This is a genomic window from Rhodococcus gordoniae, assembly GCF_001646655.1.
GTDB lineage: Bacteria > Actinomycetota > Actinomycetes > Mycobacteriales > Mycobacteriaceae > Rhodococcus > Rhodococcus gordoniae.
In genome coordinates, this window is the sequence record NZ_LPZN01000015.1 from 87,976 (window position 1) to 105,945 (window position 17,970).

At 67.0% G+C, this 17,970-nt stretch carries 16 protein-coding genes; 8 read left to right on the top strand and 8 right to left on the bottom strand.

The features are described 5' to 3' along the window. The first annotated feature begins 56 nt into the window (after positions 1 to 56). Positions 57 to 515, top strand: a complete 459-nt coding sequence (locus A8G18_RS08710) for a DUF6098 family protein (protein ID WP_016931906.1) — start codon at positions 57 to 59, stop codon at positions 513 to 515. 66 nt (positions 516 to 581) lie between these two features. On the opposite strand, the gene A8G18_RS08715 is transcribed toward A8G18_RS08710, so the two are convergent. From A8G18_RS08715 to A8G18_RS08725, 3 genes are all read right to left on the bottom strand, one after another. Next, positions 582 to 2,624, bottom strand: coding sequence for a CocE/NonD family hydrolase (locus tag A8G18_RS08715; RefSeq protein WP_064063553.1), 2,043 nt, complete (start codon positions 2,622 to 2,624; stop codon positions 582 to 584). Between the two features lie 12 nt (positions 2,625 to 2,636). Further along, on the bottom strand, positions 2,637 to 3,929 hold the full coding sequence (locus tag A8G18_RS08720; RefSeq protein WP_064063554.1) for an ATP-grasp domain-containing protein: 1,293 nt from the start codon (positions 3,927 to 3,929) through the stop codon (positions 2,637 to 2,639). A 127-nt stretch (positions 3,930 to 4,056) separates the two neighbouring features. Further along, entirely contained in the window at positions 4,057 to 4,971 is a 915-nt protein-coding gene (locus A8G18_RS08725) for a manganese catalase (protein WP_016931903.1), read from the bottom strand. A gap of 239 nt (positions 4,972 to 5,210) precedes the next feature. Here A8G18_RS08725 and A8G18_RS08730 point away from each other — a divergent pair, with 239 nt between their 5' ends. Both A8G18_RS08730 and A8G18_RS08735 read left to right on the top strand, forming a co-directional pair. Continuing rightward, complete coding sequence (locus A8G18_RS08730) at positions 5,211 to 5,663, top strand: hypothetical protein (RefSeq protein ID WP_232284655.1); 453 nt, start codon at positions 5,211 to 5,213, stop codon at positions 5,661 to 5,663. Next, positions 5,663 to 6,142 (top strand): DUF421 domain-containing protein, encoded by a 480-nt coding sequence (locus tag A8G18_RS08735; RefSeq protein ID WP_016931901.1) that lies wholly within the window; start codon positions 5,663 to 5,665, stop codon positions 6,140 to 6,142. Before A8G18_RS08730 ends, A8G18_RS08735 begins: the two co-directional genes overlap by 1 nt. Positions 6,143 to 6,166: 24 nt before the next feature. Here the strand turns inward: A8G18_RS08735 and A8G18_RS08740 are convergent, their stop codons facing one another. Then, entirely contained in the window at positions 6,167 to 6,736 is a 570-nt protein-coding gene (locus tag A8G18_RS08740; RefSeq protein ID WP_064063556.1) for a hemerythrin domain-containing protein, read from the bottom strand. 19 nt (positions 6,737 to 6,755) lie between these two features. After that, positions 6,756 to 6,908: a hypothetical protein gene (locus A8G18_RS23025; protein WP_167352079.1), complete on the bottom strand. Its 153-nt coding sequence runs from the start codon at positions 6,906 to 6,908 to the stop codon at positions 6,756 to 6,758. A gap of 91 nt (positions 6,909 to 6,999) precedes the next feature. Here A8G18_RS23025 and A8G18_RS08745 point away from each other — a divergent pair, with 91 nt between their 5' ends. The 4 genes from A8G18_RS08745 (at position 7,000) to A8G18_RS08760 (ending at position 13,566) form a co-directional block, all read left to right on the top strand. Continuing rightward, positions 7,000 to 7,998 carry a zinc-binding alcohol dehydrogenase family protein gene (locus A8G18_RS08745; RefSeq protein WP_026002793.1) on the top strand — a complete coding sequence of 333 codons (999 nt, stop codon included), beginning with the start codon at positions 7,000 to 7,002 and terminating at the stop codon, positions 7,996 to 7,998. 148 nt (positions 7,999 to 8,146) lie between these two features. Next, a complete protein-coding gene (locus tag A8G18_RS08750) occupies positions 8,147 to 8,587 on the top strand; it encodes an SPW repeat protein (RefSeq protein WP_245207810.1) in 441 nt (146 codons plus the stop codon). 381 nt (positions 8,588 to 8,968) lie between these two features. Then, positions 8,969 to 12,427, top strand: coding sequence for an indolepyruvate ferredoxin oxidoreductase family protein (locus tag A8G18_RS08755; RefSeq protein ID WP_064063557.1), 3,459 nt, complete (start codon positions 8,969 to 8,971; stop codon positions 12,425 to 12,427). A 53-nt stretch (positions 12,428 to 12,480) separates the two neighbouring features. Beyond that, a complete protein-coding gene (locus A8G18_RS08760) occupies positions 12,481 to 13,566 on the top strand; it encodes a Glu/Leu/Phe/Val family dehydrogenase (RefSeq protein ID WP_064063558.1) in 1,086 nt (361 codons plus the stop codon). 103 nt (positions 13,567 to 13,669) lie between these two features. Here the strand turns inward: A8G18_RS08760 and A8G18_RS08765 are convergent, their stop codons facing one another. Further along, positions 13,670 to 14,176, bottom strand: coding sequence for an Lrp/AsnC family transcriptional regulator (locus A8G18_RS08765; protein WP_016933667.1), 507 nt, complete (start codon positions 14,174 to 14,176; stop codon positions 13,670 to 13,672). 220 nt (positions 14,177 to 14,396) lie between these two features. Here A8G18_RS08765 and A8G18_RS08770 point away from each other — a divergent pair, with 220 nt between their 5' ends. Beyond that, positions 14,397 to 15,932, top strand: a complete 1,536-nt coding sequence (locus tag A8G18_RS08770; protein ID WP_064063559.1) for an amino acid permease — start codon at positions 14,397 to 14,399, stop codon at positions 15,930 to 15,932. Between the two features lie 492 nt (positions 15,933 to 16,424). On the opposite strand, the gene A8G18_RS08775 is transcribed toward A8G18_RS08770, so the two are convergent. Next, positions 16,425 to 16,814, bottom strand: coding sequence for a hypothetical protein (locus A8G18_RS08775; protein WP_064063560.1), 390 nt, complete (start codon positions 16,812 to 16,814; stop codon positions 16,425 to 16,427). A gap of 161 nt (positions 16,815 to 16,975) precedes the next feature. After that, positions 16,976 to 17,650: a PaaI family thioesterase gene (locus tag A8G18_RS08780; RefSeq protein WP_064063561.1), complete on the bottom strand. Its 675-nt coding sequence runs from the start codon at positions 17,648 to 17,650 to the stop codon at positions 16,976 to 16,978. Positions 17,651 to 17,970 lie beyond the last annotated feature (320 nt).

Below are 17,970 nucleotides of genomic sequence, written 5' to 3' on the forward strand. Positions count from 1 at the left end.
CGGGGAGCGGGGAACTCTTCGAATTCGTCCTGGAGTGTCGGCAGGAGGAGGAGAAGGTGAACACGTCCGTCCGAAGATTCCATCCCGACCCCGACGACATCCCACTCGTCACGTCACTCGACCAGATCGCCGATCTCGCGACGGATCCGCTGCTGTACCTGAGATATTCGAGGGGACCGGCAGCGGACGCCGAGGACGGACCGAGCCGCGACCACGAGGCGAACCTGACGCTGCCGGGGCTCTCGGTCACCACCCTCGCCCCCGAGCCGTGGTGGCGGCGCCCCGTCAAGGACTGGGTCGCCCGACGTCTCTGCAAGTACACCGAGCTCGACGAGGAGGACGGACGCTTCGCGTGGATCCTCACCGGAAGGATGGTCGGACGCGGTCCCGATCACGAACCGTTGCTCGTCGACGTCCGTCCCCATGCGCGGCTGAGCAAGGGTGTCCTGGACGAGGCGAGACGCTGGTACGACGAGCATTTCGACGTCGGCAACGATTCACGCAGGAGTGCGTGAGTATCGTTCGCGCAGAACATCGGCAGCCCACCCGGCGCGGCGCGGGGTGGGCTGCCGATGTGCGTGTCACACGAGGTCCCGTGGGATCCGGCGCTGCCAGTTCTGCGCATGGACCCGTCGATCGCCGTGATCGTCGTCGAGTTCGAAGGCATCGAGCTCGGCGTTGATCACGAACTCCTCGGGAGTGGAGGTGAGGATCGTGCGGGTGCGGACCTCGGTGCGCCAGTCGTCCCGTTCGTAGCGGCGCAGGGTGCGGGTCTCACCGCGCACCGAATTCGGGTCGTTGCCGCCGAAGCTGAACCACTCCTGGGTGCGGCGCCGGATCACGGTGCCGGTCTCGTCGATCCGGAACGACCCCTGGTCGTCGAGGATGTCGAGAGTCGACACGCCGGTCGCGAGGTCGCGGGTGGTCCGCCAGTGGTGTTCACCCGGATGCAGGAGCGTGATCCCGAGTTCCGGAGCCGTCTCCGGCTCCCCGAACTCGCGTAGGTGTGCGTCCTCCGGTCGCGGTGGCCGCACCGGCAGATGCAGATGTCCACCGGTGTACACCGTGACCTCGGCGGGTGTCGGGGACGGCCACGCCAGGGGGAAGTAGGAGGTGGACAGCGACAACCGGAGGCGGTGCCCGGCCGGGAACACGTGGGCCATCCCGTTGAGCTCGATCCGGATCCGATAACGCCGGCCCGGTTCGAGAGCTTCCGGTTTCTCGCTGCTGTCGCGGTGGGTGAGATTCAGCAACCCGTAGGTCACGCGTGTCGCCTCGCCGTTCGGCGCGACGTCGGACAACCGGGCGGCGAGCATCGACACCGGGCTGTCCGACGAGACCTCGAGTTCCACCTCGGGGCGACCGAGGATCTCCGTCGTGGTGTCGAGCGCCTCGGTCTCGAAGACGAGCGCACCGCCGTCCTCCTCACGCTGGTCCGACGGCAGGTCGGGCGTCGCAGCGTAGGAGGCCCACTTGCCGGCGAACATGCCCACACTCAACGGAGATCGGAGCGGCAGCGGCCTCTCGTCGACCGCGAGGGTGCCGTCGTCGTCGGGATGCAGCGCATGCCGATCGAAGGTGAAGCGGCGGTTCTCGATGTTCGGTGACGGCCACGACGGTTCGGCCACCCACCGGCCCGGACGCTCCGCGTAGGACGGGTTCGGTTCGATGGCGTCCTGCATCCAGGCCCGCACCATCGGTTCGTCCATCACCCCGGTGTCGATGCCCTTGAGCCAGTGGTCCCACCACCGCACGACCTCCTGCAGGAAACCGATCGCCGGGCCGGGGACGCCGAGATGCGGATACTTGTGGCCCCACGGCCCGATCAGTCCCTTCCGGGGGACGTCGAGATGTTCCATCAACCGGAAGATGGCATTGGTGTACCCGTCGGCCCAGCCGCCGACGGCGAGGACCGGGCACTGCACGGCAGAGTAGTCCTCGTTGACGGAGGCCCGCTTCCAGTAGTCGTCCCGGTGCTGGTGTTCGAGCCACTTCTCGATCCACAGTCCACTGCCCTCGAGCCGTTCGTGCCACATCTCGCGCCACCGGTCGCCGACGATCGCGGGGTCGGGGGGCAGGCTGTTGAAGGCGAACATCACCGTCGCCTCGGACAGGTTGTCGGACAACAGACAACCACCCATGTAGTGCATGTTGTCGACGTACAGATCCTCGGTGGCGGACGCGCTGACGATCGCCTTCAGGGCCGGCGGCCGGCGCGCGGCGACCTGCAGACTGTTGAAGCCACCCCACGAGATGCCCATCATGCCGACGGAGCCGTCGCACCACGGTTGCGACGCCAGCCATTCGATGACCTCACAGGCATCGTCGTGCTCGTCGGCGAGGTACTCGTCGCGCAGCACCCCGTCGGAGTCCCCGCTTCCGCGCATGTCCACTCGTACACAGGCGTAGCCGTGGCCGGCCACGTAGGGATGGTTCAGTGCGTCCCGTCCGCGGGTGGTATCGCGCTTACGGTAGGGGATGTACTCGAATACCGCGGGCACGGGGTGTTGTTCGGCGTCGACGGGCAGCCAGATCCTTGCCGCGAGCCGCGCACCGTCACGCATCGTGATGAAGACGTTCTCGATGACACGGACCTCGTTCGGGAGGTCTGTGATCGTGCGCATGCCGACCTCCTCTCAGTTCTCCGGCACCGGATCGAAGGTGAACGGAAGTGCCTGGAGTCCTTGCCGATAGCGCTGCCCGAGCTGTTCGACGCTGTCGGCGCCGATGTACATGGTGCCCAGCTCGTAGCGATAGGCATCCTGGTTGGGCAGGTCGGCGAGCCGGTCGCCGGGAGCGACGTCGATGCACACCAGGGCGCCGGGGATCGTTTCACGCAGGCGGGCGATGTCCGCTTCCGTGGGCACCGACGTGACGATGCCGTCCTCGTAGCGCGGGATGATGCACTTCGCCGCGACGGCGGATTCGCCCTGCCGGTACGGCATCCGGGGCGGCCGGCCGAGCGCGATGTCGATGGCCACCTCGTGGTTGGAACTCCCGTCGACCTTGGCGAACAATTCGCTGTGCGACTGGGAGATTCGCGTGTTGACCTCGATCAGCCAGAGTTCGTCGTTCTCCTCGTCCCACATGAATTCGGAGTTGAAGCAGCCGTTGTCGAAGCCGACGTGCCGCAGGTAACGCTCGGTGATGTCGATCATGCGTGCCTGTACCTCGTCGGGCACGGTGCTCGCCGGGTAGTCGAGGCGCTCGAAACTGTGCCCCGCCGCGTCCTTGCGCATGTCGAAGACACCGTGAATGCCGAACTGCCCCTGGAACATCGTGCCCTCGGGGGCGGCCTGGATCCCGCTGACGACCTGCTCGGCGAGGCAGGTGGTGCCGGAGCTCTCCCCGATCTCGTCCGGAAGGTCGACGCGGCGCAGCACTTCGTCGAATGCGTTGCCGACCAGTCCGATCTTCTCCCGGATCTCGACGAGGGCCTCGGCGAACTCCTGCTCGTTGCGAATCTCGAATCCCAGCTGCGAGGAATGCGATTTCACGGGCTTGACCCAGAACGGGAAATCGAGCTCGATGCTGTCGAGTGCGTTGTCGTCGAAGGGATCGAACGAGCTGAACTGCGGGACGCACTCGGGAACGGATTCCTTCTGGGCCAGGCGGCTCCAGTACTTGTGCTCGGTGGCGACGATGCTGCGCAGCGACGGCGAGGGGATGTTGCGTTCGGCGGCCAGGATCGGAGCGAGCACGCTGGTGGGGAAGTCCCAGTGGGCGATGATCCCGTCGACGGTACCGGGGAAGGCGTCCAGTTCGCGCCGACATGCGTCGAGAAGGTCGTCGAACACGTATTCGTCGGGCTCCACCAGGCTTTCGTAGTCGAGCAACCCGTAGAAGCTCAGCTGGTCGGCACCGCGTACGGTCTCCAGTTCCTTGCGCTGGATGTCGGTGAGTCCGAGGACGAAGATGTTGGTGCTCATGGAAGAAGCCTTCCCGCTCCCTCGCGGCACGAAACAATCGGATAACGAAACGAACCGTCGGGAAGGTACTTTCACGCGCAACCGCCCCGGCTCGCAGGAGCCGGGGCGGTTGCATCGAAAGGGAGAATCAGGGAGTGTCGGGGTCGAGGGCGTCCTTGACCTTGCCCACGAGTCCTTTCTCCGTTCCCAGTGCGGCGGAACGAGGCTTGCCCTGGGAACCGTCGTAGGTCGCGTACAGCTTCGGGTCCGGCGGCGGTGCGCTCGCGACGTCGCCCAGCGGGACAGGGTCGGCGAGGAACGACATGGGTGTCGTGCCGTCGGGTCCGGTGCCGTGCGCCCAGCGTCCCTGATCGGCGGCTGCTCCGTCCGACAGATGCCACAGGCTCGACGCATGTTCGGAATGTTCCTCGTCGAACAGCGCGTTGGGTGCGATCGGGCTCGGTTCGATGCCGTCGGCCTTCAATTCCTCGATGGCGGCCAGCCACAGGTTCTGGTGGTAGGTGTCGCGGGCGAGGTTGAACCGGAGCATGTCCTTGACGCCCGGATCGTCCGTCATGTTGTACAGCCGTGCGGTCTGCACCCGTCCCTGCGCTTCGGCGGCGACGTTGGCGTGGAAGTCGGCGAGCAGGTTACCGCTGGCCACGATGAAACGGCCGTTCCACGGCACACCGTTGCTGTCCGAGAGGGTCGGTCCGCCACCGGAGATGATGGCCTGCTGCGGATCCATGCCGCCGAGTACCGCTGCGACCACCGGGTCGGCGGCGGCGTTCTTGGTCGACTCGGTTGCGGGTGCGCCTTCGAGGAGACGCGCCACCATGGTGGCGATCATCTCGACGTGCCCGATCTCCTCGGTGGCGACGTCCATGATCATGTCCTTGTACTTGCCGGGCATTCGACAGTTCCAGCCCTGGAACAGGTACTGCATGGTCACGGTCATCTCGCCGTACGCACCGCCGATCAGCTCCTGGAGCTTTCGGGCGTAGACCGGGTCCGGCTTTTCGGGCTTGACGTCGAATTGCAGATGGTCGGTATGACGAAACATGGGTGTGTCCCCTCGAATGCCGATTGTCGTGTGAGAGTCACCGGCGGCGCCGTGCTCTCGACGCCGTATCGGGAAGCCCGTGGGCTACGAAGCGGCTACCCATCTCGGGGCGCTCCAAACACGATCCGGTATCTCCCCGTACTCGTTCCGTTTTGTGCCAACGTGGAGGTATGGAAGGTTGGTCGGATTCGACATTCGCAGATGTCGGGGCGGTAGCCCGCAGCAGAGCTGTAGGACGGTTGCGCACAGCTGCGGCAGTTCTGCTCACCGTGGTCCTGGTGGCCGGCGGTGTCGGGCTGCTCGGTGTGCGCAGTTCCACCGCGTCCGCCGAGGGTGGTGGCTACGGCCTCGAAGTGACCTACCCGCGGATCGCGCGTCCCGGGCTCGATGTTCCGTGGTCCGTGAAGTTGCATCGCGACGGGGGGTTCGAAGGGGAGATCGTCCTCGCGATCGACACGTCGTATTTCGAGATCCTAGAGATGCGGGGCCGCCTGCCCGAACCGGCGTCCGAGACCGCGGGCAACGGATTGGTGCATCTGACCTTCGATCCGCCTCCGGGTGACGAGTTCACTTTTGCGCTCGACGTGCGGATCCGCGCCGGGAAGCAGTGGGGCGAATCGGGCTCCGTCTCGGTGATGGACGGTGAGAACTCGGCAGTGACAATTTATTTCGATACCTGGTTGGTGCCCTGATGGAGATCGTGATCCGCGCGCTCGTCCTGTTCCTGTTCCTGTGGGGAATCACCCGTCTCGTCGGTCGTTCCACCGTCGGCGAACTGAGTACATTCCAGCTCGTGCTCTTCGTGGCCATGGGTGATCTCGTACAGCAGGGGATCACCCAGGACGACGTGTCCGTGACGACCGCGGTCCTCACCATCGGCGTCTTCGCCGTCCTGACCTTGGGTCTGGCGACGATCAACGCCCGGTACCCCAGGATGCGCGGGATCACCCATGGTGTCCCGGTCGTGATCGTCGAGGACGGCGAACCGGACATGCAGAACCTGAAGCGGGAACGCCTGTCCCTCGACGACCTTCTGGCCGCAGCGCGGCAGGAAGGGATCCGCCGGTTTTCCGACATCGAACTCGCAGTGCTCGAGACGAACGGCCGGGTCTCCTTCTTCACCCGCAGGCGCGCCCAGGACGGCGCGCCGGAGGAACCGGACCCGGCATGAGGACGGCGGCGATCCGATCGGCTGTCAGTCGGTGCGACGTCCCGTCAGGGCATCACGAAGACGGTCCACCATGCCGATCCCCGGGCCTACCGTCTTGTGGAACAGTTCGGAATGAGGCGCGGACGGATGCGGTCGGGTCGGCGCCAGCTTCTTGGCGGCCTGTACCTTGGCGCCCACCTCCACGAGCGTGTCGTGCCCGAGGTGTGCCCTCAGTGCCGGAAACTGCTCGGACTCTTCATTGTTCGCGTGGTGGCGTAACAGATCCTCGAGTTTCTTCACCAGAGACGTGAAGTCGGCACTCGACGCATCTGCACCCTCGAGTTGCTTCATCACCTGCACGATCTCGTCGTGCTCCTGCTTGTCGTGTTCGACGGCTTCCGTCCCCCCGGGTAGGTGTTTCTCCATTTCCGGATAGACGAACATCTCCTCGGCGACCGAGTGTCTCATCACCTCGGCGATCGCGGCGTCGGTGAGATCCCGGCGCTCGTCCGCATCGAGAGTGGTCTCTGCTCGCCCCAGAAGTTCGAGCATTTCTCGATGGTCGTCGGTGAGGATGGTGACGACATCCGTGTTCTCGTGAGCGGGTTCGTTCATCGCGGTCTCCTTCGAATGGTCAGGATTGTTCGGTATCGCCGGTCTCGGCCGGCTCGTCCTCGCCTTCCGCCTGGTCCGGCTGCCGCGGGGCCTTCGAGAGGAGGTTGTCGGGATCGGCATCGGGATCCTGGGCCGGATCGTACGAATCGGCGGAACCTTCTGTGCTGCTCATGTATGAAGGGGTTCACCGGTGCCGATACCGGCAAACACAGGGATATCGGCGAAACGCAGGGGAGGCGGGAGCCGTGGACGAACCCCGATCGATGAGAGCGTGGCGAGTGACCGAGCCCGGCCCCGTCGCCGGTCACCCGATGAGCTTCGAATCCGTCCCGCTTCCGGAAGCGGGCGCGAACGATCTGCTGGTGCGCGTGCTGGCGTGCGGTGTATGCCGCACCGACCTGCACGTCGCCGAAGGTGATCTCCCCGTCCACCGGGCGGGGGTCGTCCCCGGGCACGAGGTCGTCGGGGTCGTCCATCGGGTGGGCGAGGCGGTGGAGGGGTTCGCCCCCGGCGACCGCGTCGGGGTGGCATGGTTGCGGTCGACATGCGGGCGGTGCCGTTACTGCCGACGGGGCGACGAGAACCTCTGCCCGAATTCGAGATACACCGGTTGGGACGACGACGGTGGATATGCCGAGTTCGTCGCCGTGCCGGCGGCGTTCGCGCTACCGCTCCCCGGCGGATACGACGACGTCGAACTCGCTCCGCTGCTCTGCGCCGGCATCATCGGCTACCGCGCTCTGAAGCGCGCATCCGTCCCGGACGGGGGCAGGCTCGGCATCTACGGCTTCGGCGGCAGCGCGCATATCGCCGCGCAGGTCGCCATGGCGAGAGGTGCCGAGGTCCACGTCATGACGCGGAGCGAGGACGCGAGGACCCTCGCCCGCGAGCTCGGGGCCGCGTCCGTGCAGGGTGCTGCGGACGCGCCACCGGCGCCTCTCGACGCCGCCATCCTCTTCGCGCCCGTCGGAGACCTCGTGCTGCCCGCGCTGGAGGCGCTCGACCGCGGCGGCGTCCTCTCGATCGCCGGTATCCATCTCACCGACATCCCGCAATTGAACTATCGAAGGCACCTTTTCCAGGAACGCGAGATCCGGTCGGTCACGGCCAACACCCGCGAGGACTCCCGGGAGTTCCTCGGCTTCGCCGGGAAACACCGAATCAGGGTCGCGACGATGCGGTACGGGCTCCCCGACGCCGACCGTGCACTGAAGGATCTCGCAGGCGACCGCGTACGAGGCGCTGCCGTCCTCGTCCCCTGAGAGTTCGGAGATCGATACTGCTCGGATACGCCCGAGATCACCAAGTCGGGACTTTCTACCCTACGGCAGAATCCTGTCCGGGACGACGATAATGGTGTCGGACCCAGGAGGGCCCCTCGGACTTCTCACTCACGAGGAGATGAGGACAATGTCGACATCATCGGCTCACTCTGCAATACACACCCATCCCGACATCGTCGAGATGCGCGAACACTACGACCGGATGGGCGAACAGCCCACAGTCCAGGTCACCGACGGATTGATGATGGTCGCCGGGCTGTATGCGGCGGCATCCGCGTGGATCATCGGATTCGCCGATCAGACGGCACTCGCCACCACCAATCTGATCTGCGGGCTCGCGGTCGCACTGCTCGCCATGGCACTCGGTTCGGCCTACGGCCGCACCCACGGCCTGGCGTTCATCGCGCCTCTGCTCGGTCTGTGGCTGGTCGTTTCGCCGTGGCTGGTCAGCGGTGTCGATACCACGACCTCCATGATCTGGTCCCACGTCATCGTGGGTGTGATCGTATTCGTCCTGGGCGTGGCCACGGCCGCGATGGGAACCGGTCTGATGGACCGTTCACGCTGACCGGTTCGGCGCAGTAGCCCCGTGCGGTGCTGCCGGCTGCGATTCTGAACCGGCAGCACCTGGCCGGGTGCGGCGTCCGGACGCCGCTTCCGGCTACCGAGGGCAATACCCCTCGCTCGAACGCTGCAACCCCGTATTGCGCAGCGGTGAAGGCCGTGGCGTCCGCCTCTACCGAACAGGGGGCGATGCGCCAGGAGGTCCGGAACTGAGCACCGTGCGCATTCATCGCGTGTGCCGTGGGTCACATCTGATCGAAATGAAGCACTGAGAAATCTTCTGTTGACGAGTTCGCCTAGCCCAATCGACTATTGCTGTACCAAATGACGCGATCGAAGCGGCGCAGACACAATCGGACGCCGCGACGAAGGACGGTGGTACGCAATGACCGAGACCGTGATCCGCGAGAGCGAACGAGTCCCGTACGACCTCGACGACCGATACCGCTCGGGGTCCGGCACCGTGCTGCTCACCGGTGTCCAGGCGATCGCCCGGCTGTTCGTCGAACAACAGGTGCGTGCCATGCGGGAGGGCCGCCGGGTGGCGACCTTCGTCTCCGGATACCAGGGCAGCCCCCTCGGCGGTCTCGACAAGATGCTCCACGGCATGCCGAAGGTCCTCGCCGAGCACGACATCACCTTCGTGCCCGGATTCAACGAAGAACTCGCCGCCACCTCCGTGTGGGGAAGCCAGGGGCAGCTCGGCGCCGGCACACCGACCCACGACGGTGTCGTCGGCGTCTGGTACGGCAAGGGCCCCGGACTCGACCGCGCCACCGATGCCCTGCGCCACGCCAACATGTACGGGGTGAACCCGAACGGTGGCGTGCTGCTCATGGTGGGCGACGACCCGGCGTCGAAGTCGTCGACCGTCCCCGCCGTCAGCGAGCGGTCCCTCGCCGCGCTGGGCATCCCGGTGCTGTTCCCGCGCAACGCCGCCGAGATCGTCACGATGGGCCTGCACGGCGTCGCGCTCTCGCGCGCCTCGGGATGTCTCGTCGCCCTCAAGATCGTCGCGGACGTCGCCGACGGCGCGTGGTCCGTCGACGGCTCCATCTCCGATCTGCCCATCACGGTTCCCGCGATCGAATGGGAAGGAAAGCCCTTCGTCTACAAGCAGCGCCCCATGGCCGCACCCGGCGACAGCGTCATCGCCGAGGCCGACCTCTACGGCCCGCGGTGGAAGATCGTGCAGGAGTACGGCCGTCTCAACGGCCTCGACGTGATCGAGGTCGACCCGCCGCAGGCCCGCGTCGGCCTCGTCGCCACCGGCACCGCCTTCGACGCCCTGCGTCAAGCCCTGCTCGACCTCGGCGTCGACGACGCCGCGCTGCACCGCGCCGGCATCCGTCTGCTGCGCATCGGCATGCCGTACCCGATCGGACCCGAGATCGTCCGCGAATTCGCCCGCGGCCTGGACGAACTCATCGTGGTCGAGGACAAGACCGCCTTCGTCGAGACCCAGATCCGCGAGATCCTCTACGGCACCGCCGGCGCCCCGCGGATCGTCGGCAAGAAGGATGCCGACGGCCGGCCGCTCGTGCCCGTCGACGGTGAGCTCACCGCCGGTCGTCTGCGCGGCCCGCTGCGCCGCGTGCTGCGCGGCCACGTCGAACTCGGTCCCGCACCCCTGCCGCAGCTGTCGCTCGAGGTGCTGTCGACCGCGCGCACCCCGTACTTCTGCAGCGGCTGCCCGCACAACCGCTCCACCGCCCTTCCCGAGGGGTCGATCGGCGGTGGGGGCATCGGCTGCCACACCCTGGTCACCCTGTCCGGCCGCAAGGACAGCGCTGTCACCGGCCTGACCCAGATGGGTGGCGAAGGTGCGCAGTGGATCGGCCAGGCACCGTTCACCGACATCGGTCACATGTTCCAGAACCTCGGCGACGGAACGTATTTCCACTCCGGCCAGCTCGCCGTGCAGGCATGCGTCGCCGCCGGGGTGAACATCACCTTCAAGCTGCTCTACAACGACGTCGTCGCGATGACCGGCGCACAGGACGCCGAAGGCGCCCTGAAGATCCCGGCGCTGACCCACAAGCTCACCACCGAGGGCGTCCGCAAGATCATCGTCTGCTCCGACGAGCCGAAGCGTCTGCGCAAGCGCACCCTCGCCCGCGGAACAGAGGTCTGGCACCGCGACCGGCTCGACGAGGCACAGAAGCTGCTGCGCGAGATCGAGGGCGTCACCGTGCTCATCTACGACCAGCACTGCGCCGCCGACGCCCGCCGCCAGCGCAAACGCGGCACCCTGCCCGCCCGCACCACCCGCGTCGTCATCAACGAAGCGGTGTGCGAGGGCTGCGGCGACTGCGGCGTCAAGAGCAACTGCCTGTCGGTGCAGCCGGTGGACACCGAGTTCGGTTCCAAGACCCGCATCGACCAGACCTCCTGCAACACCGACTACTCGTGCCTCGACGGCGACTGCCCGTCGTTCGTGACAGTCGAGACCTCGCCCGGCAAGCCCGAGCGCCGCACGGCGCCGACCCCACCGCGGGTTCCGGACGCCGCCGTCGACACCCCCACCGGGACGAGCAACGTCTTCCTCGCGGGCATCGGCGGCACCGGCATCGTCACCGTCAACCAGGTACTCGCGACGGCCGCGCTGCGCGCCGGCTTCGAGGTGGAGTCGCTCGACCAGATCGGCATGAGCCAGAAGGCCGGTCCGGTGGTCTCCCACCTGCGGTTCGCTGCCGACGGCCTCGAACCCGGCAACCGGGTCGGACCGGGCGGTGCCTCCGCTCTGCTCGCGCTCGACCTGCTCACCGCGACCGAGCCGAAGAACCTCGCGTACGCCGATCCCGCCCGGACCGTCGCGGTCGCGTCGACGAGTCGCGTCCCCACCGGCGACATGGTGTACGACCGCTCGGTCCGGCACCCGGACGAACAGGACCTGCTCGCCCGCCTCGACACCGCGACCCGCACGACCGTCGCGTTCGACGCGCTCGCCGCGGCGCAGGAACTGTTCGGCGAAACCTCGGCCGCGAACTTCCTCGTCGTGGGCGCCGCCCACCAGCTCGGCGGACTGCGGATCCCGGCCGCCGCGATCGAGGAAGCGATCGAGATCAACGGAGTCGCAGTCGCGACGAACCTCGCCGCCTTCCGCTGGGGCCGGGTGGCCGTCGCCGATCCGGCCTCCTTCGCCGCCGCGACCGAACCGGCCCGCGCGGAGCGTGCCGCCACCGTCGCGCCGGAGCATCTGTTCGCCGGCACCACCTTCACCGGTGAGGTGGAGCGGCTCGTGCGGATCCGCGCCGCGTCCCTGATCGACTTCCAGAGCGAGGCCCTGGCCGCGCGCTACATCGAGCAGGTGCAGTCGGTGTGGGAGGCGGAACGGCGCGTCACCGAGCGCACCGAGTTCAGCGAGGCCGTCGCCCGCGGGCTCTTCAAGTTCACCGCCTACAAGGACGAATACGAGGTCGCCCGGATGCTCGTCGACCCGGTCTTCCTCGACGAGGTCCAGGGCCAGGTCCCCGGCGGCCACAAGCTCACCTATCGTCTGCACCCGCCCGTGCTGCGTGCACTCGGCCGGGACAAGAAGGTCGGCTTCGGACCGAAATCGCATGTCGCGCTGAAGGCCCTGGCCAAGGCCAAGGGTCTGCGCGGTACCAAGCTCGATCCCTTCGGCTACGCCCACGTCCGGCGCGTCGAGCGTGCCCTGCTCGCCCACTACACCGCCACCATCCGGCGGCTCGCCGCCGACCTGGACGTCGATTCCTACGACCGCGCCGTGGAGATCGCGGCACTGCCCGACACGGTGCGCGGTTACGAGGACGTCAAGCTCCGCTCCGTGGAGCAGTACCGGACCCGTCTCGCCGAACTCGGCGTCGACACCGAGTTCTGAGCCGACACCGACTTCCGATTCGTACAAGTCTTCTGCTGGAAAGGAACACACGCGTGACCACCTCGATTGCCGCCCACCCCGACACCGGACCCGCCTCGGGGGTCTTCGGCCGATCCCGCCGCCTCACCGACCGTCCGCACGAGCAGGTCGTCTTCCATCAGGACGCCGAAACCGGACTGCGAGCGATCGTCGCGATCCATTCCACGGCCCTCGGCCCGGCCCTCGGTGGAACCCGCTTCTACCCGTACGCAGACGAGGCCACGGCCCTCGAGGACGTGCTGCGCCTGTCGTGGGGCATGACCTACAAGGCGGCGGTGTCGGGTGTGGATCTCGGTGGTGGCAAGGCCGTCATCATCGGCGATCCGAAGACGGACAAGAACGACGAACTGCTCGCCGCCTACGGGCGATTCGTCGAATCCCTCGGTGGTCGCTACATCACCGCCGCCGATGTCGGAACCCGCGCGGAGGACCTCGACGTGGTGGGCCGGCACACCGCCCACGCGGTGGGGCGCACCGTCGCGGCCGGTGGATCCGGCGACAGCTCACCGCTCACGGCCCTCGGTGTCTTCCAGGCCATGCGGGCGGGAGCCCGGACCGTCTGGGGCGAAACGACTCTCGCGGGTCGCACGGTCGGCGTCGAGGGGCTCGGGAAGGTCGGATACGAGCTCGTGAAGCTGCTCGTCGCCGACGGGGCCGAGGTGATCGTCTCCGACGTCAACCCCGCCGCCGTCGCCCGGGTGCTCGACGAGTTCCCGGCGCAGGTCGCCGACAGTGTCGTCGCCTCCTCCGCCGAGGTGTACGCGCCGTGCGCGCTCGGCGGCACGCTCACCCCGTCGACGGCGTCCCTCCTCGACGCGCGGCTCGTGTGCGGTGCGGCCAACAACCAGCTCGCCGTGCCGGAGGTGGAGAACATCCTCGGCGAGCGCGGAATCGTCTGGGTGCCCGACTATGTCGCGAACGCGGGCGGCCTGATCCAGGTCGCCGGTGAGGTCGACGGATCGGACGCCGAGGTCGTCCGCGGACGCGTGGAGTCGATCTTCGACCGCACCACCGAGATCTTCGACGTCTCCGGCACTCTCGGCGTCACGCCGGGTGCCGCCGCGAATCGGATCGCCGAGCGTCGCATCGATACTGCCTGATCCGCACAGGGGAACAAGGGGAGGCGCCGCGCGGTGCCTCCCCTTGTCGTGTCTTCGGGCCGTGCTGTCGGTGTCGGCCGGGCTGTCGGTGTCGGTCGTGCCGTCAGGGGTTGCCGGGCGAGGACGAGCGGCCGTGTCCGGCGTCGCGGGTGATGTGTTCGACGAGCGGCTGAGTCCGGTACGGGATCGGCGTGGTGAGGGCGAGGGTCGTGGTGGTGTGGGCGACGCCCTCGATGGCGTGGATGCGTTCGAGTACCAGCAGCAGATCTTCCTGGGATTGCGCGGCCATCCGGATCAGGAGGTCCTCCCGGCCCGTCGTCGCATGTACCTCCAGGACCTCCGGAAAGCGCCCCAGCTGGGCGATCACGTGACCCATGCGGGCCTGCACGAGCTCGGCACCGATGAACGCCTGCAGCGGTACGCCCAGCTTCGGCAGGTCGACGACCGGCCGGTATCCGGTGACGGCACCGGACTCCTCGAGTTTCTTGATCCGCGACTGCACGGTGTTACGGGCGACGCCGAGTTTCGCCGACAGGTCGACGATCCCTGCGCGGGGGTTGCGAGTGAGCTCTCCGAGGAGAGCTGCGTCGAGCCGGTCGAGACTGAACACGATGACACCCTTTCTGTTGTGATGCGCGTCACTGCTCGAGCATAATGCTCAGCCGAGCAGAAAGATATTGACACTTCATCAGCCAGTGCCATGATTGCTGAATCAAATGCTCATGCAAACACGCACTGCTGCAACGTAATGCATCGCGCGACGTGAGCGACATGCCTTCCCTGCCCGGACCGGGCGTGGCGGGCGCCGCAATCACCCCGAGGAGCACACAATGCCCGGAGTCGGCATCTGGCGGACCAAATCCGTCGAACAGTCGATCGCGGATACCGATGAACCCGGTTCGCGGCTACGACGAGAACTCACCGCCAAGGATCTGACCGTGTTCGGCGTCGCCGTCGTGGTCGGCGCCGGAATCTTCACCCTCACCGCCCGCACCGCCGGCAACCTCGCCGGACCGTCCATCTCGCTGGCGTTCGTCCTCGCCGCGATCGCCTGCGGCCTCGCTGCGCTGTGTTACGCCGAGTTCGCGTCCGCCGTACCGGTCGCCGGCAGCGCCTACACCTTCTCCTACGCCACCTTCGGTGAATTCGTCGCCTGGATCATCGGGTGGGATCTGATCCTCGAATTCGCACTGGCCTCCGCGGTCGTCGCCAAGGGATGGTCGATGTACCTCGGGGGCATGTTCGGCGGCGACGCATCGATCGACCTGGGGCCGATCACGGTGGACTGGGGATCGCTGCTCATCGTCGGCGCCATCACGATCATCCTGGCGATCGGCACCAAGGTGTCGTCGCGGGTCTCCGCCGTCGTCACCGCCATCAAGGTCGCGGTGGTCCTGCTCGTCATCGTCGTCGGCATCTTCTACATCGACAAGTCCAACTACTCGCCGTACGTTCCGCCGGCCGAGGAATCGCAGAGCGCTGCGGCCGGCATGCACCAGTCGCTGTTCTCGGCGCTCACCGGCGCCGGTGGCAGCACCTACGGCTGGTACGGACTCCTCGCCGCGGCGAGCCTGGTCTTCTTCGCCTTCATCGGTTTCGACGTCGTCGCCACCACCGCGGAGGAGACGAAGAACCCACAGAAGGCATTGCCTCGCGGCATCTTCGGTTCGCTGGCGATCGTCACGGTCCTCTACGTCGGCGTCACGCTCGTGCTCACCGGCATGGTGAAGTACACCGATCTGCGTACCGGCAGCGAACTGGTCGGTGACGGCAGTGCCACGCTGGCCACGGCCTTCGAGGCGCACGGCATCACCTGGGCGCAGATGGCCATCAACATCGGCGGCCTCGCCGGCCTCACCACCGTCGTGATGGTGATGATGCTCGGCCAGACCCGCGTGCTGTTCGCGATGTCCCGGGACGGGCTGGTCACCCGCAAGCTCGCCGTCACGAACCACAAGGGTGTGCCCGTGCGCATCACCCTGATGGTCGGTGGTGTCGTGGCCGTCCTCGCCGCGGTGTTCCCGATGGGTGTGCTCGAGGAGATGGTCAACATCGGCACGCTGTTCGCCTTCGTCCTCGTGTGCGTCGGCGTGATGGTGCTCCGTCGCACCCGCCCCGACCTGCCTCGTGGATTCCGGGTGCCGCTCGTGCCGCTGGTCCCGATCCTCGCGGTGCTCGCCTGCGGCTGGCTCATGCTCAACCTCTCGGTCGAGACGTGGATCCGGTTCACCGTCTGGATGGTCCTCGGCGTGGCGGTCTACTTCGCCTACGGCCGGCGCAAGTCGGTGCTCGGGCAGCGGCTGAAGCTCGAAGCGGCCCAGCGGGAAGCCGCGCAGCACGAGACGAAGGAACCGGAACCGGTGTAGATCGGTTGCCCCCGAGCCCGCCCGCGCCGAACAGGTGCGGGCGGGCTCGTGTGTTCGGGAGGTTGCGGGTATCGGCGAGGAGGAGACCGGACGCCGTCCGGTCGCGACACCGAACGGAGGACGGAACCGAAGTGAGATCTATGCACGCGGGTGAGCAGATTGATCTATGCTGTGATCGGCGCCGCAGAGACGAGGGTCACAGGGCTCGCCGGACGTTTCGTTCGAATACAGGACGAACTCGGTGTCCGGCACCGACTACCCTTCGATCTGCCCTTGTCGTCGGGGAGGCCGACAGGGGAAGGCCCCGCCAGCGATTCGAGGGGAGGAGCCGGCGGGGCCTCGCGCTGTATCTCCTGTGTCGGGGAGGACTTTCGGGAGACACGGCCACCTACGCCGTGGCCGTCTTGGAGCTTAGGTGACGACCTGGGCGGTCGTCCAGAGTCGATACTGAAACGAGACCTGAGAAATTTTCTCGGGCTCGAACCGAGATGCTCATCCTGCTTTGCGGCGGAACGAGTCCGTCTCGGCGTCGCTCCTGGCCGGAAAGACGGCGGTGGGCATGGCGCGGGACCCGTCCGGATGCCCACGGTACGACGACGGTCGCGGCGCGCGCCGACGTCGTCGACGGTTCCGCAACGTCCAGAATCCCCAGGCTGCGATGCACACACCCACTCCGGAGAGCAGGTCTGCCTCGGTCAATCCGTGATTCGGCGTCACCGAGTACAGCACGCGACCCTCGAGGGGGGCGTTCATCAGTACCCAGAGTCCGGAGGCGACGAGCGCAGCCGAGCTCGACAGCAGATGCGGGCGCGACAGGCACCAGGTCGACGCGGCGAACAGCGAGCACATGGCGACGAGCGAGTAGAACACCGCATTCTGCACGGTCGACTCCTCTCGCTCCAGCCGGATATCGATCCACTGTACTGGCGGAGGAGCCGGGGATACCGAGTCGCAGGTGGTGACTCTCGCAACAGGAGTATCAGCGCAACGGCAGGAGTTGCAGGGTGACCGTCGTCGGGGCGAGTGGCCGGTCGGGAGACGCCCTACTCCGGGCGTGGTGTCTCCGCGAACGAGTCGCGCTGCTCGACCATCCACACCGGGGCGATGAAGATGCCTTCCGCCTCCACGCAGATTCCCTCGGCGTCGGCGACGTGCCCGACGACGAACGCCTTACGCCCCTCGACGCGGTCGAGTTTCGCCTCCACGTGCACAGCGCCGAGTGGAGTGCGTTTGCGGTAACGAACGGTGAGCGTGCCCGTCATCCCGGGGTGTCCCGAGAGGCGCGCGGCGTCACCGAGGATCTGGTCGAGCAGCAATGCGGAGACTCCGCCGTGGACGTGCCCGGCCGGTCCCTCGTAGATCGGACCGAGGTGGATGTCCGCCCATACGCGGCCGTCGGCGTCCTCGTGGAGTTCGCCGATCGGCGCGATCGCGTTGCGCAGACCGATTGCGGCGTTGCCCCAATTGCGGAAGCGGCCGGAGTCGTTGAAGCGGGTGCCGTACGGGCCGTCCTCCCGGTCGCATCCGAGGATCTCGCGGGCGGCAGCGAGGTGCTCGCGTGCCCGCGCGACGTCGTCGGCGTCCGCGCGCGTCTGCAGTGCGAGCTGGATCAGCTCACGCACGTCCTTGGTGAGCGGGCCGTAGGTGGCCTTCTGCCGGTCGATTTCCTCGTCGGACAATCCGTCATGGACGTAGAGCTCGAGCATGGAATCGGTCATCAGGGTCTCCGGGATCGTGAGCGTGGTGAAGGAAATCAGTCGACCGCGCGCACTGTCGGTGAGTCAAGCTCCGCTGCCGCTGCACGGGAACTCCGCAGATTGCGTGAACGGACCGCTCGGTACGGAAGTGGGTGAACCCGCCATGGGCGGGAACAGGATGAGAGAACCCCGTCGGCCAACGAGGGGAGGGGCCGACGGGGTCCGTCCGTGCCGAGTCAAAAGGGGAGGAGACCCGACACGCTTTGTTGCGAGGAGCAACAACGTCTTTACGTTATCGACGATTGTGTCATCTGCCAACCTCGCCAATGGGTGATCGACGG